23 protein-coding genes are annotated in these 25,672 nt (G+C 63.3%); 4 read left to right on the top strand and 19 right to left on the bottom strand.

Features of this window, described 5'->3' with window-relative positions; all coding sequences use genetic code 11:
- Nucleotides 1–52: 52 nt before the first annotated feature.
- From phoB to V1479_RS15530, 8 genes are all read right to left on the bottom strand, one after another.
- A complete protein-coding gene (phoB, locus tag V1479_RS15565; RefSeq protein WP_194248456.1) occupies nucleotides 53–742 on the bottom strand; it encodes a phosphate regulon transcriptional regulator PhoB in 690 nt (229 codons plus the stop codon).
- Nucleotides 743–760: 18 nt separating this feature from the next.
- Complete coding sequence (gene phoU / locus V1479_RS15560) at nucleotides 761–1,468, bottom strand: phosphate signaling complex protein PhoU (RefSeq protein ID WP_368803718.1); 708 nt, start codon at nucleotides 1,466–1,468, stop codon at nucleotides 761–763.
- Nucleotides 1,469–1,497: 29 nt separating this feature from the next.
- Nucleotides 1,498–2,343: a phosphate ABC transporter ATP-binding protein PstB gene (gene pstB, locus V1479_RS15555; RefSeq protein WP_421929414.1), complete on the bottom strand. Its 846-nt coding sequence runs from the start codon at nucleotides 2,341–2,343 to the stop codon at nucleotides 1,498–1,500.
- 29 nt (nucleotides 2,344–2,372) lie between these two features.
- Complete coding sequence (gene pstA / locus V1479_RS15550; protein WP_368803717.1) at nucleotides 2,373–3,746, bottom strand: phosphate ABC transporter permease PstA; 1,374 nt, start codon at nucleotides 3,744–3,746, stop codon at nucleotides 2,373–2,375.
- A 2-nt stretch (nucleotides 3,747–3,748) separates the two neighbouring features.
- Nucleotides 3,749–5,119 (bottom strand): phosphate ABC transporter permease subunit PstC, encoded by a 1,371-nt coding sequence (gene pstC, locus V1479_RS15545; RefSeq protein WP_368803716.1) that lies wholly within the window; start codon nucleotides 5,117–5,119, stop codon nucleotides 3,749–3,751.
- A 75-nt stretch (nucleotides 5,120–5,194) separates the two neighbouring features.
- Nucleotides 5,195–6,235, bottom strand: coding sequence for a substrate-binding domain-containing protein (locus V1479_RS15540; RefSeq protein WP_173189283.1), 1,041 nt, complete (start codon nucleotides 6,233–6,235; stop codon nucleotides 5,195–5,197).
- A 172-nt stretch (nucleotides 6,236–6,407) separates the two neighbouring features.
- Nucleotides 6,408–10,550 carry a PAS domain-containing hybrid sensor histidine kinase/response regulator gene (locus V1479_RS15535; protein WP_368803715.1) on the bottom strand — a complete coding sequence of 1,381 codons (4,143 nt, stop codon included), beginning with the start codon at nucleotides 10,548–10,550 and terminating at the stop codon, nucleotides 6,408–6,410.
- 88 nt (nucleotides 10,551–10,638) lie between these two features.
- On the bottom strand, nucleotides 10,639–11,202 hold the full coding sequence (locus V1479_RS15530) for a sugar transferase (RefSeq protein ID WP_368803714.1): 564 nt from the start codon (nucleotides 11,200–11,202) through the stop codon (nucleotides 10,639–10,641).
- 307 nt (nucleotides 11,203–11,509) lie between these two features.
- Between V1479_RS15530 and V1479_RS15525 the strand changes: the two genes are divergently transcribed.
- Both V1479_RS15525 and V1479_RS15520 read left to right on the top strand, forming a co-directional pair.
- Entirely contained in the window at nucleotides 11,510–13,393 is a 1,884-nt protein-coding gene (locus tag V1479_RS15525) for a polysaccharide biosynthesis protein (protein ID WP_438620623.1), read from the top strand.
- Nucleotides 13,390–14,343, top strand: coding sequence for an NAD-dependent epimerase/dehydratase family protein (locus tag V1479_RS15520; RefSeq protein WP_368803712.1), 954 nt, complete (start codon nucleotides 13,390–13,392; stop codon nucleotides 14,341–14,343). Before V1479_RS15525 ends, V1479_RS15520 begins: the two co-directional genes overlap by 4 nt.
- Before the next feature lie 27 nt (nucleotides 14,344–14,370).
- Here V1479_RS15520 and V1479_RS15515 read toward each other — a convergent pair whose 3' ends face one another.
- Nucleotides 14,371–15,588 (bottom strand): O-antigen ligase family protein, encoded by a 1,218-nt coding sequence (locus tag V1479_RS15515; protein WP_368803710.1) that lies wholly within the window; start codon nucleotides 15,586–15,588, stop codon nucleotides 14,371–14,373.
- A 161-nt stretch (nucleotides 15,589–15,749) separates the two neighbouring features.
- On the opposite strand from V1479_RS15515, the gene V1479_RS15510 reads away from it, so the two are divergent.
- Nucleotides 15,750–16,145, top strand: a complete 396-nt coding sequence (locus V1479_RS15510; protein ID WP_368803709.1) for a hypothetical protein — start codon at nucleotides 15,750–15,752, stop codon at nucleotides 16,143–16,145.
- Nucleotides 16,146–16,275: 130 nt separating this feature from the next.
- Here V1479_RS15510 and V1479_RS15505 read toward each other — a convergent pair whose 3' ends face one another.
- The 3 genes from V1479_RS15505 to V1479_RS15495 form a co-directional block, all read right to left on the bottom strand.
- On the bottom strand, nucleotides 16,276–16,836 hold the full coding sequence (locus tag V1479_RS15505; protein WP_173189273.1) for a fasciclin domain-containing protein: 561 nt from the start codon (nucleotides 16,834–16,836) through the stop codon (nucleotides 16,276–16,278).
- Nucleotides 16,837–16,987: 151 nt separating this feature from the next.
- Complete coding sequence (locus tag V1479_RS15500; RefSeq protein WP_368803708.1) at nucleotides 16,988–17,710, bottom strand: anti-sigma factor; 723 nt, start codon at nucleotides 17,708–17,710, stop codon at nucleotides 16,988–16,990.
- Nucleotides 17,707–18,261 carry a sigma-70 family RNA polymerase sigma factor gene (locus tag V1479_RS15495; RefSeq protein WP_368803707.1) on the bottom strand — a complete coding sequence of 185 codons (555 nt, stop codon included), beginning with the start codon at nucleotides 18,259–18,261 and terminating at the stop codon, nucleotides 17,707–17,709. Before V1479_RS15495 ends, V1479_RS15500 begins: the two co-directional genes overlap by 4 nt.
- Nucleotides 18,262–18,380: 119 nt before the next feature.
- Here V1479_RS15495 and V1479_RS15490 point away from each other — a divergent pair, with 119 nt between their 5' ends.
- Nucleotides 18,381–19,250, top strand: a complete 870-nt coding sequence (locus V1479_RS15490; RefSeq protein ID WP_368803706.1) for a bile acid:sodium symporter family protein — start codon at nucleotides 18,381–18,383, stop codon at nucleotides 19,248–19,250.
- 7 nt (nucleotides 19,251–19,257) lie between these two features.
- Here V1479_RS15490 and V1479_RS15485 read toward each other — a convergent pair whose 3' ends face one another.
- Genes V1479_RS15485 through V1479_RS15455 form a run of 7 tightly spaced genes read right to left on the bottom strand, consistent with a single transcriptional unit; the run spans nucleotide 19,258 to nucleotide 25,614 of the window.
- Entirely contained in the window at nucleotides 19,258–20,361 is a 1,104-nt protein-coding gene (locus V1479_RS15485) for an ABC transporter ATP-binding protein (RefSeq protein WP_368803704.1), read from the bottom strand.
- Nucleotides 20,362–20,383: 22 nt separating this feature from the next.
- Nucleotides 20,384–21,409, bottom strand: coding sequence for an SIS domain-containing protein (locus V1479_RS15480; RefSeq protein ID WP_368803703.1), 1,026 nt, complete (start codon nucleotides 21,407–21,409; stop codon nucleotides 20,384–20,386).
- Nucleotides 21,410–21,442: 33 nt separating this feature from the next.
- Nucleotides 21,443–22,237 carry a sugar isomerase domain-containing protein gene (locus tag V1479_RS15475; protein WP_173189261.1) on the bottom strand — a complete coding sequence of 265 codons (795 nt, stop codon included), beginning with the start codon at nucleotides 22,235–22,237 and terminating at the stop codon, nucleotides 21,443–21,445.
- Nucleotides 22,238–22,263: 26 nt separating this feature from the next.
- Nucleotides 22,264–23,007, bottom strand: coding sequence for a GntR family transcriptional regulator (locus V1479_RS15470; RefSeq protein ID WP_173189260.1), 744 nt, complete (start codon nucleotides 23,005–23,007; stop codon nucleotides 22,264–22,266).
- On the bottom strand, nucleotides 23,004–23,879 hold the full coding sequence (locus tag V1479_RS15465) for an ROK family protein (protein WP_368803702.1): 876 nt from the start codon (nucleotides 23,877–23,879) through the stop codon (nucleotides 23,004–23,006). Before V1479_RS15465 ends, V1479_RS15470 begins: the two co-directional genes overlap by 4 nt.
- Complete coding sequence (locus V1479_RS15460) at nucleotides 23,876–24,736, bottom strand: carbohydrate ABC transporter permease (RefSeq protein ID WP_368803701.1); 861 nt, start codon at nucleotides 24,734–24,736, stop codon at nucleotides 23,876–23,878. The genes V1479_RS15465 and V1479_RS15460 overlap by 4 nt, the downstream gene beginning before the upstream one ends.
- Nucleotides 24,733–25,614 (bottom strand): carbohydrate ABC transporter permease, encoded by an 882-nt coding sequence (locus V1479_RS15455; protein WP_368803946.1) that lies wholly within the window; start codon nucleotides 25,612–25,614, stop codon nucleotides 24,733–24,735. Before V1479_RS15455 ends, V1479_RS15460 begins: the two co-directional genes overlap by 4 nt.
- Between the last annotated feature and the right edge of the window lie 58 nt (nucleotides 25,615–25,672).

Raw genomic sequence — 25,672 nt, 5'->3', positions numbered from 1 at the left:
CATGGCGCACCTGCCGCCTGCAAGCGGAACTGGAGCGCAGGAGTATCGGCAGCTATGCCTCGCGGATCGCGTAGCCCGCGCCGCGTATCGTGCGGATCACATCGGGCAGACGGCCATTGTTGACCGCCTTGCGCAACCGGCCGACATGCACGTCAACGGTGCGCTCGTCGATGTAGATCGTCTCGCCCCAGACATTGTCGAGCAATTGCCCGCGCGAGAAGACGCGGCCGGGATGCTGCATCATGAATTCCAGCAGGCGGAACTCCGTCGGGCCGAGCCTGATCTCGGACTTGCCGCGATGCACGCGATGCGTCTCGCGGTCGAGCACGATGTCGCCGACCTTCAGCACGGATGAAAGCACCTCGGGCTTGGCGCGGCGCAGCAGCGCGCGGACCCGGGCGATGAACTCTGGCGTCGAGAACGGCTTGACCAGATAGTCGTCGGAACCGGTCGACAGGCCCCGTACCCGGTCCGTTTCCTCGCCGCGCGCGGTCAGCATGATGATCGGCAGGCGCTCGGTCTCCGGGCGCATCCGCAGCCGCCGGCACAGCTCGATCCCGGAAATGCCGGGCACCATCCAGTCGAGCACCAGCAGGTCGGGTGTGCTTTCCCGCAGCCTGATCTCCGCTTCGTCGCCGCGGCCGATCACCTCGACCTGATACCCTTCGGCTTCCAGGTTGTATTTGAGAAGCACCCCCAACGGCTCCTCGTCCTCCACCACCATGATCTTGGGTGCAATCATCTACAGGTCTCTCTGCGGTCACTCACTGTCGACTGTCACAGACGTCTCGTCCAGCTTCGGTCTGTTCAGCGGCAATTGCTGGCCGGTCACGATATAATACGCGTTTTCGGCGATGTTGGTCACATGGTCGCCGATGCGCTCCAGATTCTTGGCGCAGAACAGCAGATGCGTGCAGGCGGTGATGTTGCGCGGGTCTTCCATCATGTAGGTGAGCAGCTCGCGGAAGACGGCCGTGTACTGCACGTCGATTTTCTCGTCGTCTTCGCGCAGGCTTACAAGGTTTTTCGCGTCGCGTGCCTCATAGGCAGCGATCACCGCACCGACCTGGTCCATCACCATCTGGGCCATCGTGTCGATGGAATGGGAAAGCCCGCGCGGCGCCGAGCCTTCGCCCACCGCGTTGACGCGCTTGGCGATGTTCTTGGCCAGGTCGCCGATACGTTCCAGGTCTGCCGCCATGCGGATCGCGCCGACGACCGAGCGCAGATCCTGCGCCATCGGCTGGCGCTTGGCGATCAGCGTGATGGCGCGATCGTCCAGTTCGCGCTGACGGGCATCCATCACCACATCGTCCGAAATCACCCTCTGCGCCAGCGCGGTGTCGTTCTGCAACAGCGACCGGGTCGCGGCGGCGACCATCGCGCCGGCGAGATCGCCCATGTCGCGGATCAACTGGTCGATATGGCCAAGATCGTCGTCAAACGACGTGACCGTGTGCTCACCCATGTTTGCCTCCTCGGGCTCTTCCGGGATCGTCAGCCGAAGCGGCCGGTGATGTAGTCCTGCGTCCGCTTCTCGGCAGGGCTGGTGAATATCTGGTCGGTCGGGCCTTCCTCGACGAGATTGCCGAGATGGAAGAAAGCGGTGCGCTGCGAGACGCGCGCGGCCTGCTGCATCGAGTGCGTGACGATGGCGATCGTGTAGTTCTCGCGCAGTTCGTCGATCAGTTCCTCGATCTTGGCGGTCGCGATCGGATCGAGCGCGGAGCACGGCTCATCCATGAGGATCACTTCCGGCGAGACAGCGATGGCGCGCGCGATGCACAGGCGCTGCTGCTGGCCGCCCGAAAGACCGGTGCCCGGTTCCTGCAGACGATCCTTCACCTCGTCCCAGAGGCTTGCCTTCTGCAGGCTCGATTCGACGATTCCGTCCATGTCGGCCTTCGAAGAAGCGAGGCCGTGGATGCGCGGCCCGTAGGCGATGTTTTCATAGATCGACTTCGGGAAGGGATTGGGCTTCTGGAACACCATGCCGACACGCGCACGCAGTTCCACGACGTCGAGGCTGGCGTCATAGACGTCGTCACCGTCCAGTTCGATGCGGCCGGTGACGCGCGCGCCTTCGATGGTGTCGTTCATGCGGTTGAGGCAGCGCAGAAACGTCGACTTGCCGCAACCCGAAGGGCCGATGAAGGCGGTGACGGCCTTTTCGGGAATGTCGATCGACACGTCGAACAGCGCCTGCTTGGGGCCGTAGAAGACGCAGACTTCGCGCGCCTTGACCCGGACGGGGCGTGCCTCGGCATCCGGAGTCCGGATCGTGGACGACTTCATCGAATAGAGGTCCGTGCTGGCGACAATCTTCTCGGATGGCATCTGCATTTCCTTGGCCTCCGCTTCCAGATGTTCGTTCAATTTCGTCTCTCCAGTCTCGACCGCAGGAAGATCGCGATGGCGTTGAGCGTCAGCATCAGCCCTAGCAGAACGATGATCGCGGCCGACGTGCGCGCTTCGAAGAAGTTGCGGTTTTCATTGCCCTGCCAGAGATAGATCTGGACCGGCAGCGCAGAGGACTGGTCCATGGGCGTCCCGGGTATCTGTGCAACGAATGCGTTCATGCCGATCAGAAGCAGCGGTGCCGTTTCACCCAGCGCCTGCGCGACACCGATGATGGTGGCCGTCAGGATGCCAGGATAGGTGACCGGCAGAACGTGGTGGAACACGGTTTGCGTCTTCGACGCACCGAGGCCGAGTGCTGCCTGTCGCAACGACGGCGGCACGGCACGCAGGGCCGAACGCGTAGCGATGATGATCGTCGGAAGCGTCATCAGCGTCAGAACCAGGCCGCCAACCAGCGGCGCCGACAGTGGCAGCCGGAAATAGTTGATGAATACGGCGGCGCCCAGAAGACCGAACACGATAGACGGCACGGCTGCGAGGTTGTTGATGTTGACCTCGATCAGGTCCGTAAGCCGGTTCTTGGGCGCGAACTCCTCCAGATATACAGCGCTCATCACGCCGATCGGCACCGCCAGCACGATGACGACCAGCATCATGTAGAGCGAACCGACGAAAGCGCCCGCGAGGCCGGCCGATGCCGGCGCTGAGCGCGAATCCACATTTGTGAAGATGTGTCCGGCAAAGGCGAAGCGGATCTTGCCTTCTTCAAGCAGCCGGTCGGCCAGCGCGCGCGCATCGGCTGAAAGCTGCTGCTGGCTGTCAGGCAGCGAGCGGTCGATATTGCCCTTCAGCCAGTTGTCGGCATTGGCCGAGGCAAGCAGCGAGACGGCAACCGTCTGGCCGAGCAGGCCCGGGTTCTCGATGAACATGTCTCGCAGCACGAACCGCTCGCTCGTCTCCACGATGGAGAGCGCCGAGCGCGTGTCGACCTGCGCGTCGGGAGCGGCTTCGATAATCGCTGCTTCGATCAGCCGGTTCCAGTTCAGCATGGTGACCTGGCGCTGCCAGCCAAGCACCGCACGCTGATACTCGGCGGCGGATTGTCCTTCTCCCTGAACCGGCGGCTCGTCGGCGGAGAGCACTTCGGGATCGAAATAGACGTTGAGGGACAGTTCGGCCTGGGTGAATGCCGGCAGCCCCTTGTAGAGGATCATCGAGAAGAGGATCACGACGAAGCCGATGGCTGCGACGATGGCCGCGACGCCATAGGCACGGAAGCGGCGTTCCCGGGCGTGCCGGCGGGTCAGTCCGTCCTTGATCTTCTTCAGGCGGATTGCGTCGGCGTCGTCAGCCGGAGCGGTCGGACGGGAGATGATGTCGGCCATGGCTATTCGTACTGCTCCCGATAGCGGCGCACGATGTAGAGCGCGACAACGTTGAGGACGAGCGTCATCGCAAACAGCGTCAGCCCGAGTGCGAATGCGACGAGCGACTGCGGCGACGCGAAATCGGTATCGCCGGTGAGCTGATTGACGATGGTGACGGTGACGGTCGAAACCGGCTCGCCGGGATTGAGGCGAAGATAGGGACTGTTGCCGGCCGCAAGCACCACGATCATGGTCTCGCCGATGGCACGGCTGACAGCCAGCAGAAACGCGCCGACGATGCCGGGCAGCGCTGCGGGCAGGATCACCCGCTTGATCGTCTCCGACTGCGTTGCGCCGAGCCCCAGCGAGCCGTCTCGCATGGCGCGCGGCACCTGCCGGATCACGTCGTCGGACAGCGACGAGATGAACGGGATGATCATGATGCCCATCACCACGCCGGCCGTCAGCGCACTGGTGGCGCGAATATCGATGCCGAGCGTGTTGCCGATGGCAGCCAGGAACGGACCGACCGTCACCAGCGCGAAGAAGCCGTAGACGATGGTGGGAATGCCCGCCAAAACCTCGACAATCGGCTTGACCGTGCTGCGCACCTTTGGCGGTGCGTATTGCGACAGGTAGATCGCGGTCATCAGGCCGATGGGCAGCGCGACGATCATCGCGATGGTCGCAACCATCAGCGTACCCCAGAGCAGCGGCAGCAGCCCGTAGTCGCCGGAACCCGAACCCACGGAAGAAAAGCGCGGATTCCACACCGTGCCGAAGAAGAAGTCGACCGGGCTGACGAAGGTGAAGAAGCGGATCGCCTCTGAAAGCAGGGAAGCAACGATGCCGACTGTCGTCAGGATGGCTACCACGGAACAGCCGATCAGCAGCACACGGACGACACCCTCGACCTCGTTGCGGGCGCGGAGCCGCGCGGTAATGCGCCGCCGCGCCATGAAGAGGCCAAGCGCGCCGGTACCCGCTGCGGCGGCAAGCACCACGGCATAGGTGAGCAACCGGAATTCGCGCAGCGCCTGCGCCGCGGCGTTTTCCCACGGCGCGGTTTCGCCAAGCACACCGAAGCCGGTCTCGATCTGGCGGATGCGCGCAATCGCGCCTTCAAGGTCTGCCCCGGTCAGCGATGCGATCTCGGGGGGCAGTTGGGCAATGATGTAGGCCCGTGTGGCAGTGGTGCCGAGCAGCGCCCACAGACCGAGAATGAGGAGGGCGGGCAGCAAGGCCCATATGGCCGCGAGGGAGCCGTGGTAGGAGGGGCGCGAGTGGAGTTTACTTCCGCCCGTGACGAGTGATCGGCTGCGCGACCAGCCCATCTGGTAGGCGAAGCCAAGCAACACAAGCAGCAGGGCGGCAACGAGAGCTGTATTCACCGGATTCGTGCCCCAGACATCGTTGAAAGGCTGAAAGGGCGAGGCGCCATGGAAGCGCCCCGCCCATTGCAGGCTCTACTGCAGGTCGGCAGCCGTAAGGGACTTGCCCTCGCGGAACGCGGCGAGAACCTCAGCGGTCTCTTCGGCCGGAGCCGGGATCATGCCGGCGCTTTCAAGCGTGCCGCCGAGGCCCGCCATCTGGTCGGACAGGAAGAACTCGACATATTCCTCGATACCGGGGATGACGCCGATGTGCTCGCCCTTCACGTAGAAGAACAGCGGACGCGAAACCGGATACTCGCCGGCGGCGATGGTCTCGAGCGACGGGGTCACGCCGGACATGGTCGCAACCTTGAGCGAGTCGCGGTTCTGGTCGTAGAAGCTCAGGCCGAACACGCCGATGGTGTCCGGATTGGCCTGCAGGCGGGCCAGCGTCTCGGTGTAGTCACCGGCGATCTCGACCACGACATCCTGGCGCAGCGCGAGGCAGGCAGCCTCGAGAGCCTCTTTTTCCATTTCCGGCATGCCGGCATTCTCGCAGCCTTCGTGAACGACGCGCTCTTCGAAGACTTCGCGGGTGCCGTGGTTGGAAGCCGGGATCGCGACGGCGATCGGCTGGTTCGGCAGCGACTCGTCGACTTCGTTCCAGGTGGTGTAGGGGTTGTCGACCAGCTCGCCGTCGACCGGCACCTTGGCGGCGATCGCCTTGAAGACGTGGACCGGCTCGAGCGCGAAGTCTTCCTTGTCGGCGCCGGTGGCAAACACGATGCCGTCGTAACCGATCATGACTTCACGGATGTCCTTGACGCCGGCGGCGTTGCAGGCCTCGATCTCGCCGGCGCGGATGCGGCGCGACGCGTTGGCGATGTCGATGGTGTTTTCGCCGACGCCGCCACAGAACTGACGAAGGCCGCCCGACGAACCGCCGGAGCCGACGACAGGGGTCTTGAACTCGGGAAACGCGTTGCCGAACTCTTCTGCCACGATGCTGGCAAAGGGAAGAACGGTGGACGAACCGGCGATCTGGATCGTGTCCCGCGACTGCGCCGCAGCGACGCCGACCGATGCGGCAACAGCGATCGAAGCCGCCGACGCCGTGAGGAAGAATTTATTCATAGGGCCTACTCCTGCTCGGAATTCGGTTGGACGCCTTGACGCGTCGGGAGTGGCAATAACGGCCCTGTATGACAGTCGGATGACAGTTTTGCGTCAGTCGGATTAAACCCCGACCGCCGCGCGGAAAGCTCGAAAATAAAAGAACGCCACCGCCGGATAGCCGACGAAGGACTTATCCGGCCAGATGGCCCGCCTGGAGCGTTCCGCCCATCCAGCGCTCGATCTTCTGCATCAATGTCTTGGGGCTGATCGGCTTGGAAAGATAGTCGTCCATGCCGGCTTCGAGGCAACGTTCGCGGTCACCCTTGAGCGCATGTGCGGTCACGCCGATGATCGGCACATGCTCGCCCGATAAGGCCTCCAGCTCCCGGATTCTGGCCGTGGCTTCCAGGCCGTTCATTTCGGGCATGGAGACATCCATCAGGATCATGGACGGCTTCATGGTGCGATAGCCTTCGACCGCCTGCTTGCCATTGCTGACGATCTCGTAGCTATGGCCGGTTTCACCGAGTATCTGCGTGAAGACGAGCTGGTTCACCTCGTTGTCTTCGGCAACGAGAATATCGATGCGGTGTTCACCAGTTGCGGGTCGGCGCGCGATGCGCAGTTCGGGCCGCGGGGCCGCCACGGCGGGGACCGCTGCTTCCAGTGCAGGCGCAGGAGCTGCCTCTGCTGCCGGATCAGGGGCGTGTCCCCGAAATTTCTGGATCGCCGACACGAGCGCTTCAAGCAATGCCGACGACCGGGCGGGCTTGATGAGATGTGCGTCTATGTCGAGGCTGCGATATGTCGCCTGACCGAGCGACTGGTCGACCGACGTCAGCATCACGATAGGCGTTCCAGCGATCTGCGGCGTTGCCCGGATCACGCGGGCGACGTCACCGCCGGTCATGCCAGGCATCTGGTAGTCGAGAACAACGCAGTCGACGTGCAGCCCCAACCCTGCCACGGCGTTGAGCACGGAGATGCCCTCCTGGCCGCTTTGAGCCGCGCAAGCGTCGAAGCCCCAGCTTCCAAGCTGCTCAAGCAGAATCGTCCGGTTCACCGCATTATCGTCGATCACGAGGACCCTCGCCCCGGAAACATCGATCGGCATGGCCCTTTCCTTTCCGGATTTTCCGGTCCGCGGCAGCATCATCGTGAACCAGAATGTTGAACCTTCGCCTTCCCTGCTGTTCACTCCCATCTCGCCGTCCATCATCGCAACGAGGCGCGAAGTGATGGCGAGGCCCAGACCGGTGCCTTCATGCCGCCGGGTCGAGGACGCATCGACCTGGCTGAACTTGTCGAAAACCTGAGCCAGCTTGTCTTCCGGAATGCCGATACCGGTGTCGGTCACCGACACGCGAAGCGTCGTGTCGTTACCGGCTTCCTCGCCAGTGACATCGACCAGCACGTGGCCCGAATCCGTGAATTTGACGGCATTACCAAGCAGGTTGGTGATGATCTGACGAATGCGGCCGACATCGCCAACGTAGTGATCATGCAGCCCCGGCTGCACCCGCACGATCAGCTCCAGATCCTTTTCCTTTGCGCGTGCGGAAACCAGCGTCGCAACATCCTCGATCGCTTCGGCCAGATGGAACGGCGCGGGATCGAGCACCAGCTGCCCGGCATCGATCTTGGAAAAGTCGAGGATGTCGTTGATGATCGTCAGCAGCGCATTGCCGGATTTCACGATGATGTCGGTGAATGTCTTCTGGCGCGAATCCAGGTCGGACTTGGCAAGCAGTTCGGCCATGCCGAGCACGCCGTTCATGGGCGTCCTGATCTCATGGCTCATATTGGCGAGAAACTCGGATTTAGCGCGATCGGCCAGCACGGCCTTGCGCTGCGCCTCCTGCAGTTCGGCCTCGCGCTGCTTGAGTTCGGTGATGTCGGTGCTCGACCCGATGAGGTGAACCTTGCCGTTGCCCCCAACAAGCCGGCTTTTCTTCGCGATAAGCTGGCGCACCGTGCCGTCTCGCCGCGTAAGCATTTCCTCGGTCTCATCCATTATGCCGGATTCGAGCACCTTCAGGTCACGACCGGCGAACCCCTCGCCCTCCTCGCCGAAGAAGTCCCGGTCCGTCTTGCCAATCGCCTCTTCCTTGGCAACGCCGGTGATCTCGCACCAGGCCTTGTTGACGAATTCGAACGCGAGCGCATCCGTTTTCACGTAGGTGGAAACAGGCAGGTCGTCGAGCACGTGCTTGAAAAGCTCGATCTGCTCCATGCTCGCCTTGAGCGCGGCTTCGCGATCCTTCAGATCGGTGATGTCGAGCCGGATACCAATGAACGATCCATCGGGCATCCGCGTGTCGAGCGCCTGATACCAGCGCCCGTCCGGGTTCCGGCGCTCGAACACGGCATGCGGCAGCTCATGGCGCCGCATATATCCTTCGACCCATCCCTCGTAGTCGCTGTCGTAAAGAGCATCGACCTCCGGATCGCCGCACGCACGGAAATAGCCGAAGCTGTGTCCGAGCTCGATGGCCTCGCGATAGGTGCACCCGCGCTGCCACGTCAGCACCAGTTCGGGAAGCATGTCCTGCAGCATTCGGTTGGCAAGCACGAACCGGTCGTTGCTGTCATAGATGATGACGCCGGCGGGGAACGATTCCAGCACACCAGCGAGGTAGTCGCGCGCTTTCTGGCTCTCCCGCTCGCGCCGCTTCATCTCCGTCACGTCGAAAATCGAGCCGGCGATGTAGTCGCGACCGCTGGCGGTGCGCACCCGGTTCTTGCGCACAATCCGCGAGCCCTCGCTGCCCGAGATGTCGAACTCCTCCTGGACCTCGTAGATTTCGCCGGTCCTCAAGACCTGCTTTTCGCTATCTTCGAACAATCCGGCATTGTCGGCGCCAACGATATCCGCAGCGCCCCGTCCGATCAGTTCGCCGGGCGTCGCATCATGGAACGCCGCGAAGGCTTCGTTGACCATTACGAAATTGAGCTTTTCGTCCTTGACGAAGATTGGATTGGGAACGCTGTTGATAACTGCCTCGGCCAGGCGCGCCTGCTCCAGCGCCTTGGCAAGCTGTTCTTCGCGATCCTTGATCGCGGTTATGTCGAAATAGGAGACAAGTCGCTTGCCGCCGGAAAGCATCGTCACCGAATAGATGAGTGTCTGGCCGTCGCCGCGCTGGAACTCCCTTGGCGGCACCCCCCCTTCGCCCCTGATCTCGTCGAGACGGTATGCGACATAATCCTCCCACTCCTGATCGGCGACCTTGTAAATCCCTGTATGCCGGTTGATGTCCATGAGGGCACGAAACGGGCTCCCGACGGAAACATCGTCCGGCGTAAGTTTCCAGATGTCGTAAAAGGCCTTGTTGATCATCTCCGCGTTGAGCTCTGGATCAAGCAGAACCACGCCCATATCCAGAGAGTCGAGCGTGCTCTGCAGGTCGCCAAGCAGGGTTTCAGCCTGCTTCTTCGCCTTATCGAGCTCAGCCTCGCGGCGTTTGAATTCGGTGATATCCTTGCGGATGCCGACGCGGTCACCATTCTCGGCAAGGATGTCGCGCCGCATCATCCAGCGTCCGTCATGGGTCTGGAAGACAATATCCTGCCCGAGTTCCGCAGAACGGTTGACGACCAGTTCCTCGACCCACGCCGCCTCTCGTCCCTTCGCTTCTTCGACAATTCCAGTCTGCGCGAAGTCGAGCAGCAATTCGCGAAAACCACGCCCGGTCCGTAGATTGGGGAGGAATGCAAACTGCCTTGCAAACGCTGTGTTGAACGCCAGCAGCCGGTCGGACTTGTCCCATATGACGAAGCCGTCGCTCAGCGCGTCGATGGCAGCCTGCATACGGCTCCGCGCCTGCTCGGCCTCCACACGCGCGGCATCCAGAGCCGAATCGCTTCCGCCGGGCGGGATCACGGCGCCCAGCGTTTCAGCTAAGGCGGTTACATTGCGTCCCACCCCTCGGTAGCCGACGAATGTCCCATCCGTATCAGCTCTGGGCACGCCTGAAATGGAAAGCGATCGCCGGTTGCCGCCGGCGTCGCGGATCACATAGACATAGCCCGCAAACGGCCGCTTGGCCCGCAGATCGTCAAGCTGGCTGCCAGGTTGATCATCAGGCCGAGTACCTTCAAGCAGCGAATCGAGCCTCGACCGGCCAAGTACACGAGCCGGATCGATACCGGTCGCCTCACGATAGCCTTTCGACAGATAGGTGATCCGGTGCTGTGCATCGGTCTCCCAGAACCAGTCAGCCTCGAGCGAAAGCAGCGCAACGGAATCCGCCCCGGCGTTTTCGCCGGGCCCGCCGCTACTGCTCGCCGCTTCAGTCGTCTCGGGTGCGCCCCGCCCCTCCCGTACTACCACCGGTAGAGCTCTCCGTACGCAGATTGATGCAGGGTGAATTCTGCACCGGAAGGCTTAACGAGATGCTAACCATAAATATGGAGGTGACTTAAAGGATCGTGCGCACGATCAACCGAAGGTCTTCGCGCAACGAAATCGCGTGCATGTATTCAGCATCGGTCTCCGCGCAGCGTTGCGGATTGGACATGTCGATGCCGCGCACCTGGGCGAGGCCGGTAATGCCCGGCCTGAGTGAAAAGATCCCCAGCGTCCTGCGATGGCGGACCAATTCTTCCTGTCCAGGAAGGCACGGGCGCGGGCCGACCATGCTCATCTGCCCGATCACCACATTCCAAAGTTGAGGCAATTCGTCGATCTTGAAGCGCCGGAGAAACGCGCCGAGCGGTGTGATGGCGGAAACGGCGACCTCATGTGTAGCTACATGCGGTGTGTTCACATACATCGTCCGCAACTTGTAGCAGCGGAATGGCTGCTCGTGCCGGCCGACCCGTTCCTGGGCGAAGATCGCAGGTCCCTGCGAGGTTGCACGGATCAACGCCATCGCCACCAGCACTATCGGCGCCGCGACCGCGAGACCCGGCAGTGCCAGAGCGAGGTCGAACATGCGCTTGGCGAGAGCGGGATGGTCCATCTGAATTGCGGCTTCCTTCATGGTCTCGCCATAGCAGCAATGGTGCATATAGCACAGGTCCTTGGAGCACCCCGATGCTACCTGGACCCCAGTTGTTGCCTTCCTGTTGTGAATTGGCTATCTGGCGAGGTGGAGGAAGCCAAGGAAGATGATCGCGAAACGCTGCGGCATCGCACAATTTCAAGGCTTTCGGGGGCGTGACGGTGGGTGCGCGACTTGAGCAAGGAGTTGCCGTCTTTATCGAGGTGGCAAGTGCCTGGCCGTCCTTGGGGATGGTTGAACGGCGTGATCAGAACGCGATACGAGTAGCTGAAGCCCGGGCATGAAGATGTTTGCCGTATCGCCAGCGCTGAACCGCCTGCGGGATCGGATTTCGCGAAGCTCGCGCAACCGCAAGCGCTGGGTACTGATCCTGTTCGATGCGGTCGCCTTGACGTTTCTGTGCTGGCTCAGCTTCTCGCTGCGCTTTGGCGAGCCTTTCCGGCCAAACCCCTCTCAGGTCTTCATCATCCTCGCAGCTCCAGCCCTTGCGATACCCATTTTCGCGCGCATGGGCCTCTACCGCGCGGTGCTGAAATATCTTCCGGACCGCGCCGTATGGACCATCATGCAGGTCGTGACGCTGGCGGTGTTGAGCTGGGTCGCACTCGCGTTCCTGACGGCCATGACCGGGGCACCTGGCGTTCCCCGCAGCATCCCCGCGGTGTTCTGGGTCCTTTCGATCCTGACGATCACGGGCAGCCGTTTCGGCGCCAAGTGGCTGATCTGGCGGACAAGCCGCGCGAGCAAGGGGCTGACCAAGACGCTGATCTACGGCACAGGCGATGCCGCGACGCAGCTCGCAGGCGCGTTGCGTTCGGCGGGCGAGCGCGAGGTCATCGGCTTCATCGGCAAGGATGCCTCGCTGCATGGCCTCGACGTGCTCGGCATCCGCGTCTACGCGCCTAGCGAACTGAAGCGCCTGGTGACGAATATCGGCGTCGAGGAAATCATCGTCACCACGCCGACCCTTGCGGGGCAGGACGGTCGTGAACTGATTGCCGAGATCGGCACTGCCCCCGTCAACATCAGGATCCTGCCGTCCATCGTCGACCTGGCGGAAGGCAAATATATCGTCAGCCGTGTTCGTGACATCGACATAGACGACCTGCTCGGCCGCTCGCAGGTGCCGGCCGACCCGGCGCTGCTGCGAGGCATGATCGAAGGGCGGTCGCTGATGGTGACGGGCGCGGCAGGCTCAATCGGCTCGGCTCTCTGCCGCATCATCGCGCAGCTCAAGCCGGCACGACTGGTTCTGCTGGATACCAACGAACACGGCCTTTACCAGATAGGCCGGGAGTTGCAGCGCGAGGCGCTCTTCCCGCTGGTGACGGTGCTCGGCTCGATTACGGATGGCGACCTTGTTCGTCGCATCATCCGCGAGAACGATATCGAGACGATCTATCATTGCGCCGCCTACAAGCATGTTCATCTCGTGGAGCAGAACAGCCTCGAAGGCATCCGCAACAACGTGCTCGGCACGGAATCGCTGGCTAGGGCGGCAACTGATTGCGGCGTCCGCAACTTTATCCTGATCTCGTCGGACAAGGCGGTGCGCCCGGCGAGCGTCATGGGCGCGACGAAGCGCTGGGCGGAGAAAATCGTCCGCTATCATGGCGTGAGGACGCTGGATAAGCCCTATGAACGGAATTTCGCCTGCGTCCGCTTCGGCAATGTGATCGGATCCAGCGGGTCCGTGATCCCGCTATTCAAGGAACAGATCGCCAATGGCGGCCCGGTGACGATCACCGACGAGAAGATAACCCGCTATTTCATGTCAGTGCGCGAGGCGGCGGAATTGATCGTGCAGGCGGGTGCGCTCTCCGAGAGCGGCGACATCCTGCTCCTGGAGATGGGCGACCCGATCCGCATCCGGGATCTTGCCGAGGATATGATTGCCCTTGCGGGCCTCAGTGTGCGCGATGCGCGCAATCCCGAGGGCGATATCGAGATCGTCACAATCGGCATGCGCGAGGGCGAAAAGCTCCATGAGGAGCTTTTCTACAATCCCGAGGGTGTGACACCGACCGCTCACTCGAAGATCCTGCGCGCGCACCGGATGAACGGCAGTGGCGATACCGTTCCCGACATGCTGGCCGAACTGAGCGGCGCCGTGGCAAGCGCGGACCGCAAGGCCGCCGTCGAGGTCCTGTTCAGATATACGGAAAAATGAGCGGAGACCGGTCCGGGAAGGTGCTTGTCACCGGGGCGAGCGGCTTTATCGGACGTGCCGTGGCAGCGCACCTGCGAAGCGGCGGCTATAAGGTCCGCGTCGCCTCGCGGGACCCCAATCAGTTCGACCTGCGGCGTGAAGATCGAGCGTTGATGCCGGCGGCAAACGCAGGCGCCGGAGCATGGGATCAGCTCGTGTCCGGCGTCGACCATCTTGTCCATTGCGCCGGCATCGCGGATGCATCTACCAATTTGCGATACGACGGCTATCGCGTCGCCAATGTCGATCTTTCAGTTCAACTCGCAGACGCGGCACGACGCCATGTGCCTGGGCGATTTGTCTTTCTCTCTTCGATCCGCGCCATCACTGGCCCGACATCTCCGGAAGTGCTGACCGAGAGTTCCCCTGCCCGGCCCACTGACGACTACGGGCGTTCGAAGCTCGAGGCGGAAGAGAAGCTCGCTGAAATCTTCGCCGCCGACAGCCGACAGCTCGTCACGTTCCGACCGGTCGCGGTCTATGGTGAGGGCATGCGCGGCGGGCTTGCCGGACTGCTTCGCCTCGCACATACACCCTTTCCGCTTCCGCTCGGCGGGATCCAGGCTCGCAGATCCTTGCTCGACGTCGAACGGCTCGGCGCGGCGGTCCTACATATTCTGTCGAACCCGGTCGCCGGCGGCACCTACATCGTCAGCGACAGCAGTCCACTCACATTAGCCGGGATCGTTGCCGCCATGCGCGAAGGCATCGGCCGGAACCCCGGCATTTTCACGATCCCCGAGCCTCTGCTTGCGGGCCTGTCCGCAATGGTCGGGCGGCGCGACCTATGGCGGCGGCTATCCGGACCGCTGGTGGTCTCACCGGATCGATTGGCAGCGACGGGGTGGCAGCCGGCCGACGACACCAGCAGACGCCTTGCGGCCTACATGGCCGGGCGGCAGGCGAACTGAGTTCAGTCCTCGGACGGCATCGGGGCCTTAGCGCCGTCTCGCCCGCATATCCGTAATGCTGGCTGCCATCAGAATGGCAGAGAAGATGTAGAAGGCATCCATGATGTCGTGCTTGAACATGATCTGGGTCAGGCCGCACAGACCGAAGATAAGGCTGACCTGCAACGCCAGGAAAAAGCGCTTGCGGTGACGTATGTCCCGCGGGGCGCGCCACGCAACGAAGACCGGCACGATCAGCACCGCAATCACCGCGCCAAGGACGACGATTCCGCCGTCAATCGCAAAGGTGATAAATGCATTGTGGGCGTGGCTATAATGCTGGACAGGCAAGCCGTCGCGCAGCAGCAGCTCGGAAACCTTCGCCATGCGGTTCTGGATGCCGTGCCCCCAAAGCGGCGACTCGCCTATTGCACTCCATCCCGCGATCCACAGACGCAACCGCTCGCCGATATTGGCCGAGTTTTCGCCGGAGACCACGCTGTTGAGTTCTTCGACGGTAAGCAACAGGCGGTCGGCGATAAGGTCGGCCGCGCCATAGAGCGCGGCGGCGACGGCAACGGCAAGGCCAAGCCAAGCCACCCGCGTAGCATTGGTCAACCGCTGACGCGGCGCATAGATGACGATGACGATCAGCACGCCGATAGCCACGATGGCCACCCCTCGCGTCAGCGACAGAACGACCGCAAGCAGACCGGCAACGATGCCCGCAACGGCCAGCATGCGGTAGTTCCTGCGTGGATCGTCAAGGTTGAGGCTCGCGATTGCGGCGAGGCATAGAGATATGATGCCGAAGACGGCCGCGTTCCCAGCTCCTCCTTCGGCCCGTTGATCGAACCCCACGACCTGGACGAGACCGATAATAAGCGCTCCAACCGCGCCAACCGCGGCTCCAACCGCGAATATGTGCAGATAATCAAGATCGGGTGTGGCTCGCAGCCGCGGTATCACAACCCAGACCGAAAGAAACGGAAGCAGCCAAAGCGTATGCCATGGGATCTGCTCCAGGTTCTCGCCGAACAGAGCGGTTGCAAGCACCAGCCCAACGAAGGCGGTAAACGTCCACGCGACAAGCCGGTCACCGGGAGTGAGATGAAACTCGAACCGCCGAAACGCGAGGGATATGACAGCCCAGACCATGAAGCTGACGAGCATCACCGAGATCGCGCTGCCGGCGACCGCGGGAAGTGCGCCCATCAGGAAGACCGAGATCGCGTTGTTGCGCTCGAAGGCATTCTTGTACGTCAAGCTATTTCCGATACGACCTGTCTTCCCGCCCGTGACATGCCACCCTGTCGCGGCCAGGCAGCTTCGATTGCAATCGGCCCCTCTGGCGTCATTACGGAACTGACCAGCCTTGCGCAAGCCATTCCATGGGAGAATGAGGCTGCAACTTCGAGGGCCGACCTATGGGAAAATTCACGAACGCGACGCTCGCCGCGGCATTGCTTGCGCTAAGCGGCTGCTCAACCGTCGAAACGGGTTGGATTCACGAATTGACACCGGCAGACATCGAAGTGACGAAAGCAACCGTTTCCGCGCATCTTCTCGACCCGCGTTCCGCCCATTGGAGTCACATGATCGCGGTGCGCGACAATGCCTATGGCGACGTGACCGTGTGTGGCATGGTCAACTCGAAAGCGATCAACGGTGGCTACCCGGGCATGCGACCCTACCGCGTTCTGCTGCAGGGTGGTTCGTCGCAGTTGGTCAGCCTCGCACCGCCGATCCGCCTGTGGGACAACGCTGCCCATCATCGCGGTTGCAAGCCGCACGTGACCAGCGAGCGCAGATACGTCAAATAGAAATCGGATACAGAAAAGGCCCGGGACAGCGTCCCGGGCCTCTTCCTGTCATCGCGCAGGTATCTGCCGGCCTGATTTGCGGCGCTGAAGGGTCGGGTAGCGTCGCTCCGCCGGCCTGCGACCCCCGCAATTAGCCAGCGGGCAGCAGAACCTTGTCGATGACATGGATGACGCCGTTGGACTGGTCGACATCGGCGATTGTGACGGTGGCCACACCACCGGTCTCGTCGGTCAACGTGATCTTGTCGCCGTCCATCTTGGCCTGCAGCGTGCAGCCGCCCACCGTCTTTACCGGGTGATCGCCATTGTCGTCGGCAATCATCTTGCCGATTGCGTCGGACATCGCATCGGCCGCCACGACATGGCAGGTCAGAACCTTGGCGAGCTGGTCCTTGTTCTCGGGCTTCAGCAGTTCATCGACCGTGCCGGCCGGAAGTGCTTCGAAAGCTTCGTTGGTCGGCGCGAAAACCGTGAACGGTCCTTCGCCCTGCAGCGTCTCAACGAGGCCGGCGGCCTTGACCGCTGCGACGAGCGTGGTGTGGTCGGCCGAGTTCATCGCGTTCTCGACGATGTTCTTGTCCGCATACATGGCGGCACCGCCGACCATCGGGTTGTCCTTGGCGAAGGCGAAGCCTGCAACCGAAGTGGCGGCAAATGCGCCGGCGAGGATGGTGGATGTGATCTTGTGCATGTCCTGATACTCCTCTCGAATTTTCAATCCCTCTGATGGGGACGCACAGAGCTACGGACACCACTTTCCGGAAGTTTCAGACATTGTGAAAAAAGATGCGGGCGATTGATCTCGGGCGCGACAGGCAGCAGCCGGAAAGACGTGAAGTCGCTCAGATGGAGCGCAGGTCGCCCGCCGCCACGACCGGTCCCGTCGGCTGGCCGGTCGGCGAACCGCCTTCCGGCTCCAGGCTGATCGCAAAGAGCGCGCCGGACGCAATCATCTGACGGTGCGCCGGCGCCACGGGAACATGCACGCTGGCCCCGACCGGCACCACACCCAGCGACACCGGAGCCGCATCGCCCTCGATCAACCAGAGTTCGAAATCGCGCCCCTGCGCCCTGTCGCCTGTCACATGGGACAGCCCGATGTCGCCGGAGTGTCCATCGTAAACCGCAAGATAGCGCACGTCGGTCCCGTCATCTGCCAGCGACGCCACAAGACGCGGCGCAACCTCTGGCACTGCCGCAGGCTGCAAAAACGGCAGGGCGATCGCGATGGCAAGAGCAGCTACAGCCGCACCGGCAAGGCCCCGCCAGAAGGCAAGGCTCTCAAAGAAACCGGGCCTGGGCTCCGGCTTACGATCCGGCCGCTCGAACAATCGGGCGTCGACAAGCGTCTTGAGCGAGGCAGGCGGCTCAACATCCTCGTACCCCGCGTTAAGGGGCGAAAGCCGCTCCTCCCACGCTCCCACCAGGCTTGCAAACGCGGCGTCTTCCTCAACACGCCTCGCAACTGCCTGCCGTTCATCGCCCGGCAACACGCCCAGAACGTATTCGGCGGCGAGCGCATCGTCGCCTCCGTGTTCCAGATCTCTGTCGTCAGCCGGCGTCATCGCTCCAGGCATTCCTTCAACTTCATCAGGCTGCGTCGCAGCCAGGTTCGCATCGTGTTGAGCGGCACCGAGAAACGCTCGGCAAGCTCTGCATAGCTATCGCCGTTCAGATAGGCTGCTCGCACAGCCGCTGCCCTGTCCTGCTCCAGCTCCTGGAGGCAGGAATTAATTCTATCCCGCTCGCCGCCCGCAACCGCCTCGGCTTCCGGATCCGGCTTTTCGTCCGGCACCTCGAGCGCGGCATCGATCGCCGTCGTCCGCTCACGGCGCGCGCGTATCCGGTCGATCGAATGGTTCCGCGCGATTGCGACGAGCCACGAGATCGGGCTCAGCTCGGATACCGCGAAACGATCCGCCTTGGTCCATATCTTGACGTAGACGTCCTGCAACGCTTCCTCAGCCTCACCCCGGTCGCTCAAGACACGAAGGCAAACGCCGAAGAGTTTCGCGCTCGTTCGTCGGTAAAGCAAATCGAATGCCGCCCTGTCCTTCATGGACACGCGAACGATAAGCTTGGTGATGTCCTGCGAGGTGGGCCTGGGTGACGTCATCGGATGATCAAGCTAGCGCGTCCCGCCGTCATTGCAATGGTCCGCTGTGCATTCGCCGCATGGTAAGACTTCATAGATGACTTTCCGCTAATATTCGCGCCGAAATCGGGGATGGTCATATGCAATCCAGTCTGGCCTTGAGTGTCGGCCTGCCGGCGGCGCTCGTCATTATCATGCTGGGGCTCGGGCTGTCCCTCAGGCTCGAGGATTTCACGCGCGTCCTCGCCAGGCCATGGCCGGTCGTCATCGGCCTTTTCTGCCATATCCTGCTTCTACCCGCACTCTGTTTCGCGCTCGTGAAGGTCGCCGGCGTGCCCGCGGCCGTCGCCATGGGCATGATGCTGCTGGCGGCAAGCCCCGGCGGCACATCTGCCGCTCTCTACACGCACCTCGCGCGCGGCGACGTCGCCCTCAGCCTGTCCATGGCGGCATTAACCTCGATGCTGGCGCTGCTGACGCTGCCGGTCATCGTCAACCTGTCGCTTTTCGCCTTCTATGGCGAAACCACGGATGTGCGGCTGGAAATCGTGCAGGTGTTGCAAATTTTCGCGATCGCAATCGTGCCGGCAATCGTCGGCGTTTTCATCCGCAGCCGGTATCCCGACTTCGCCGCAAAGCTCGACCGACCGGTGAAGGCGCTCGCCACGATCTTCCTGGCGCTGGTCGTGATCTTCGCGCTCATAAGCCAGTGGAGCCTGCTCTCCTCCTGGGGTCCGACCGTCGGCACTGTCGTGGTGGCCTTCAACCTGATCGCGCTGGCAGTCGGGTATTTCCTGCCGCGCTTGCTGGGCGTCGAACGACGCCAGGCCGTCGCGCTCTCCATGTCGATGAGCATCCGCAATGCCGCGCTTGTCATCGCGCTGGCCATGAGCGAATTCATGCTCAACGATCCCGAGCTCGCCATTCCGCCTGCCGCATACGGGCTCGTCGCCTACATCGTCGGCGGCATCGCGGTCTGGATCATGAACCGGCGGCAGCCGGCACTATAGCGGGCGATCAGGCGTTACGCGGCCATGCCCGCAGCGCCTGCCCGTCCGTCCCGAACAGATGAACCCGGTCGAGCGCAAAGCCGACCCTGATCGCGTCACCGACCTTGATGGGCGAGCCTGAATCGGCGCGAGCGACGATGGTCGTGCCTGTAGCCGTCCGCAGTTCCAGCAGGCTCTGGTCGCCCAGCCTCTCGACAAGTTCGACCGCTGCGTCGATGGCGCAATCCCCGGCACCGGCTGGAACGAGATGTTCGGGTCGAATGCCGAGTGTCACGGCAGCGCCCTCTGCGAGATGTGTCCCATCCTCGACCGGAACGACGAGTTCGCCGGTCTCCTCGCTTGTCACCCGCAGGCCGCTTCCGTCGCGCCCGACAACGCTTGCGGCGATGAAGTTCATTTTCGGCGAGCCGATGAAACCGGCCACGAACAGGTTGCGCGGACGTTCGTAGAGCTCGATCGGGCTGCCGATCTGCTGGGCGACGCCGCCGTCGAGCACGACGATGCGGTCGGCGAGCGTCATCGCCTCGACCTGGTCGTGCGTGACGTAGATCATCGTCGCCTTGAGGTCGGCGTGCAGCTTGGCGAGTTCGCGCCTGGTACTTACCCGCAGCGCCGCGTCGAGGTTGGAAAGCGGCTCGTCGAACAGGAACACCTTGGGATTGCGCACGATGGCGCGGCCGATCGCCACCCGCTGGCGCTGGCCGCCGGAAAGCTGGTGCGGCCTGCGCTCCAGCAGGTGCTCCATCTGCAGGATGCGAGCGGCCTCGCGGATCTTCGTGTCGATCTCGCTTTTCGGCCGCCCGGCCAGTTTCAGGCCGAACGCCATGTTCTGATAGACGGTCTTGTGCGGGTAGAGCGCGTAGGACTGGAACACCATGGCGATGCCACGATCTTTCGGCGCGCGCGTATTGCAGCGCTCACCGTCGATGAACAGATCGCCGCCACTGATCTCCTCAAGCCCAGCGATCATCCGCAGAAGGGTCGACTTGCCGCAGCCGGACGGGCCGACGAAGACCACGAACTCGCCATCCGCGATGTCGAGATCGATACCCTTTATGACCTCGACCAAGCCATAGGTCTTCTCGATGTTGCTGAGCTGCAGCGTCGCCATGCGGCAATAATCCCTGTGTTCGTCAGACGGTCTCGGTGACCTTCTTGAGGTGCATCGGCCGGTCGGGATCGTGGCCGCGCAGGCGCGACAGCCGCTCGGCAAAGACATAGAAGGAAACCGCCTGCACCGGCGCAACCAGCGCAGGATGCGGAGCGTTGGCCGCCGGCAGCGTGTTCTGGCCCGCCTGCTCCTGATCGACGAGCCAGACGTCGGCGCCGGCCAGCGCCATCCTTTCCGCGGTGTCGAGCACACCGGCGCGCGCCACGTCCCCGGGTACGAAGGTGAGCACTTTCAGCCCCTCGCCGGCGAGCACCAGCGGACCGTGCATCGCCTCCGCGCTGCTGAACCCCTCGGCGTGTAGCGCGCAGGTTTCCTTGAACTTCAGTGCTGCCTCTGCCGCAATCGTCAGACCCGGGCCACGGCCGAGGCAGTATGCGGACTCCGCCGCAACAAAAGCCTCGTCCGCCGCGCTCCAGTCGCAGCGCAGTGCGTCTGCGAAAGCGTCGGGCAGCAGTGCAAGCGCGCGCGTAAGATCCTCGTCACCGGTCCATTCCGCGACGATCGCCGCCATGGCAACGAGCGAAGCGACATAGCTCTTGGAGGCGGCGACCGCCTTTTCCGGACCAGCCAGCAGTGGCGCCACATGCTCGCTGACGCTCGCGGCGGGCGAGCCCTCGGCATTGAGCAGCGCGACGGTGACGGCTCCGCTCTTCCGACCGGCCTCGAGCAGCGCCAGCAGGTCCGGGCTGGCGCCGGATTGCGAGACGGCAAACAGTGCCGCCTGCTCCAGATGCAGCGGCGCCTTGTAGATCGAGGCCACCGACGGCCCGATGGACGCGACCGGCAGACCGAGCCGCGTTTCCACCAGATATTTCAGGTAGGTCGCGGCATGGTCCGACGTGCCGCGCGCCGATGTAGCGGCAAACAGGGGGGCACGGTCACGCAGGATCCGGCCGATGGCCTGATAGGCGGAAAGGCCCTCGCCGAGCTGACGCGCGGTCACTGCCGGTATCTCCGCGATCTCGCGCGCCATCATCGTCTGCGTCATTGTTCGTGTCTCCCTGTCATGCCCGTTTGCTGATCAGGCCTCGCCCTGCATCCTTCCCTTGAAGAAGTCCAGATGCTTCTGCTGGGCGTCGATCATGCGCTCACGATATTTGCCGTAGATGACGTCCGTGTCGTGCAGCGTCACGCCGGCGATGGTCGGTGAGGCAAAGGTCGGCAGTTCCACACCGCGCTCGCCAAGCTTCTGCGCGGTGCGCGCGACAAGCTCGTGCATCAGGATCATCGCGAGCACTGTCGAAGACCCGGCCACGGGGCGCGACCAGCCTTCCACCGGCACCACCGCATCCTCGATCGGCGAACGCGTATCGATGACCGCGTCGGCGGCGTCGGCAAGCCGCTTGCCCGAAGAATGGGTGGCCGGCTTGTCCAGATTGTGGGTCGAGGTGATCGCGGTGACGAACAACCCGCGCTTCTTGGCATAGAGCGCGGTATCGATGCCAGATGCATTGCGGCCGCTATGACCGAAGATGATGATCGAATCGCCGGGATTCAACGGCTGATGGTCGAGGAACTTCTCCGCGTAGTTTTCGGTGCGTTCCAGCCACAGAAGCTCGCGCACGCCGCCGGCGCCAAGCACGTTGTGCCACATCACGCGCGGGTCGGTCAGCGGGTTGAAGCCGACATAGGAACCGTAGCGCGGGAAGGTTTCCTGGCACGGCAGCACCGAGTGGCCCGAACCGTAGAGGTGCACCAGACCGCCGCCCTGCAGCGAATCTGCGAGCTTCGTCGAGACGGTCTCGAACGCGGCTTCGTTGGTCTGTGCTGCCTCTTCGGCAAGCTTGGTGAGACGGCTGATATAGAGGGTCGACATGGTGATGTTCTGCCTTTCGCTTGGGATCAGATGTGGAGACGGGAACGAATCTCGTAGCGATCGCCCCGCATGATGGAGTGGACGAATTCGAACGGCCCGATGGCGTCCGAGGTGATGCGTTCGACGACGAAGGCAGGGCTGCCGGTTTCGATGCCAAGCAGGGCGGCGTCCTCCGCAGCGACGGTGCCGACGCGATAGACCTCCCGGGCCTCGCGCGGCGCGATGCCGAAATGCGCGCTCAGCGTCTGGTAGAGTGATGCCGATGGCTCCAGTGCGAGAAATCCGGGAACCCGCGCCAGCGGCATGTACGCCGTCTGGACGCCGATCGGCGCGTCATTGCCCATGCGCAGGCGACGCAGCCGCACGACTGGTTCGCCCTGGCGGATTTCCAGCGCGCTCGCCACCTCGGCCGAGGCGGCCTGCTCGTCGCGTTCGAGAATGCGCGAACCGACGATGAGGCCGAGCCCCGCCATCTCCTGTGTGAAGCTGGTCAGCCCGCGTACGCCGGCAATGACGGTGGACGAACGCACGAAGGTGCCGCGGCCGTGCTCGCGCCGCAGCAGGCCGGAATCCTCGATGTTGCGCAGTGCGTGGCGGATGGTGATGCGGCTGACACCGAGCATCGTGCTCAACCGTTCCTCATTGGGGATCTGCATGCCGTCTGTCCAGGTCCCGTCGGCGATCAACCCGCGCAGCGCCTGCTCGGCCTGATGCCACAGCGGCTCGGGGCGGTTGCGGTCTGGCTTGGCTATCGGTGCGATCTCGGTCATTTCCGATCCTCCCAAAGCGGACTTCCCGCAGCGGCTATGGCTGCGCCGGCCAGCGCGGCCCCCGGCCCGTATTGACCGGCCAGCAACCTGACAGCGCGCAGATGCGGCGGAAGCTGTCGTTGCAGCGCGGCAATGATGGACTTCTCCAGAACATCGAGCGCTGTTGCCACCCCGCCCGCGAAGACGATGGCGCGCACATCCAGCAGCGCCACGGCACCGGCCAGCGCAGTGCCCAGTGCAGATGCCGGCCCTTCGAGAAGGTGCTGTGCCTGCACATTGCCTCCGCGTGCCGCCTCTATCAGCCCGGCTCCATCGGCAAGCCCGATGGTTGCCGCGAGACGATCGAGGGCGCGGCCGGACGCATGGCGCTCCAGCCAGCCGTCCCGGTCGTCCCCTGCATCGGAAGGGTCGGCGCAGGCCCAGCCGAACGACGTCGCGCCACCCCCTGCGCCACGCACGACACGGCCGCCGGACAGAACAGCCGAGCCGATGCCGGTGCCGATCGCCAGCAGGATCGCGTCTTCGAGTTCCGAAACCGCGCCTCCGGTTGCTTCGGCCAGCAATGAAAGCTGGGCGTCGTTGCCAAGCACAAGCGGCAGGCCTGGAAACATTGCGGCAAGGTCGACGCCATCGAGCCACGGCAGGTTCGGTACCCAGGTGCAGGTGGTGCCGTTCGCAAGCCCCGGGATCGCGATACCGATGCGGGCCGGGTCATGCGTCTCGACAAGCTCGCGCAAGATGACCTCGAAATCGGCCAGGCGCGCCGGCGCCGGCCAACGACCAACGGTCTCGACCACCACAGGCCGGCCAGCATGAGCCACGCCCGCGCGCAGGTTGGTGCCGCCGAGGTCGAGTGCCAGCAGCCGGCTCATCCCTTGACCCCCGAGCTGACGATGCTGTCGACGAAGAAGCGTTGCAGCAAAACGAACATGACCAGCGGCGGCAGTACGGCGAGCGTCGCGCCGGCCATCACCAGATGCGTGTTCATCGCGCCGCGATTGTAGGAGAGAAGCCGGCTCAGGCTGATGACGATGGGGTAGTCGTCGGTGTTGCCCTGCAGCACGGTGAGCGGCCAGAGATAGGTGTTCCAGTGATAGACGAAGGCGAACAGAGTCAGCGCAGCAAGCGCCGGTACGACGGCTGGTGCTACCACCGAAAAGACGATGCGCAGTTCCGAGGCCCCGTCGACACGCGCCGCGTCGATCAGGTCGTCCGGCACGCCGGCGATGAACTGACGCATCAGGAAAATGCCGAAGGCGTTCGCCAGATGCGGAACGATGACGCCGAACAGGCTTCCGTTGAGTCCGATATAGCTCACCAGCCGGTAGAGCGGGATCAGCGTCACGATCGGCGGCAGGAACATCGTCGCGATCAGCAGCGCGAACAGCGCATCACGGCCACGGAAGCGGTATTTCGCGAAGGCGTAGCCGGCCATCAGGCTGGTAACGAGAATGCCCGCCGTAGTCACCGTGGCGATGACGGCCGAGTTCCAGAACGAGCGTCCGGCATTGATGACGCCCGCGACCTCCGAATAGGAATCGAGGCTCGGCGTCTTTGGCAGCCAGACCGGCGGCACCTGCATGCTTTCGGCCGGCGTCTTGAAACTGGAAAGCACCATCCAGACGAGGGGGAACGCCGCGACCACGGCCGCAACGACGATCAGCAGCACGAGCAAGGCATCGAACCCACTGGGATTGTTGCGCCGGAAGGGTTTTGTCGTGCCGCTCATTCGCGCTCTCCCTTGCGCGCAAACGCGAACAGCGCGACGACGACGACGATCAGCGACAGCATCAGCGTGACAGCCATGGCGGAACCCAGCCCGCCCTGCGCCCGCTCGATGCCGACGCGGCGGATGTGATAGGTCAGAACGTTGGTCGACCCCGCCGGCCCGCCTTGCGTGATGAGCGCCACGGGCTCGAAAACCTGCACGGCGTTGATAACGGCGATGACCGCGCTGAACAGCAGCGTGCGCCGCAGCAGCGGCAGGGTGATGCCGAAGAATTCCTGCACCGGGTTCGCGCCGTCGATGCGCGCAGCCTCGTAGAGGGCGTTGGGTATCTGGGTCAGGCCGGCGATGATCAGCACCGTGAAATAACCGACCTGCTGCCAGACATTGAGGAAAACGATCGAGACGAGAGCCGTATCCGGCGAGGAAAGCCATGTGCCAGGCGCTACGCCCACCCAACCGAGCATCTGGTTGATCGGCCCTTCGGCCGGCGAATAGAGCTTCGACCACACCAGCGCGACCGCGACCATCGGCACCATATAGGTGGAGAACAGCACCGCCCGCAGCAGGTGCCCGCCCCGCACGCGCGTCTGATAGACGAGCAGGCCCAGCATCACCGACAGCGGCAGGATGATGGCGACCGACAGCGCAGTGTAGATCGCCGTATTGACGAAGGCACGCTTGAAGTCGCGCCCCACCGAGATCGGGCCGACGATGTCCTGATAGTTGCGCAACCCCACATAACGCGCCGTCTCGAAGCCGGTCTGCGTCGACCAGTCGTGGAACGACAGCCAGATGGTCAGGGCCATCGGCACGAGGATGAACACGCCGATCAGCGTCACCGCCGGCGCGAGCATCACCGTGATCGAGCTTCTGGTCATCGTGGCCATATGGAGATACGCAAATCCATGACGAAGGCGGGTGTCTAGCCGGATGCGG

It is taken from the genome of Neoaquamicrobium sediminum (assembly GCF_040970315.1).
Lineage (GTDB): Bacteria > Pseudomonadota > Alphaproteobacteria > Rhizobiales > Rhizobiaceae > Aerobium > Aerobium sediminum.
The sequence above is the reverse complement of the archived record's forward strand: the minus strand, read 5'-3'. Positions and strand labels throughout refer to the sequence as shown.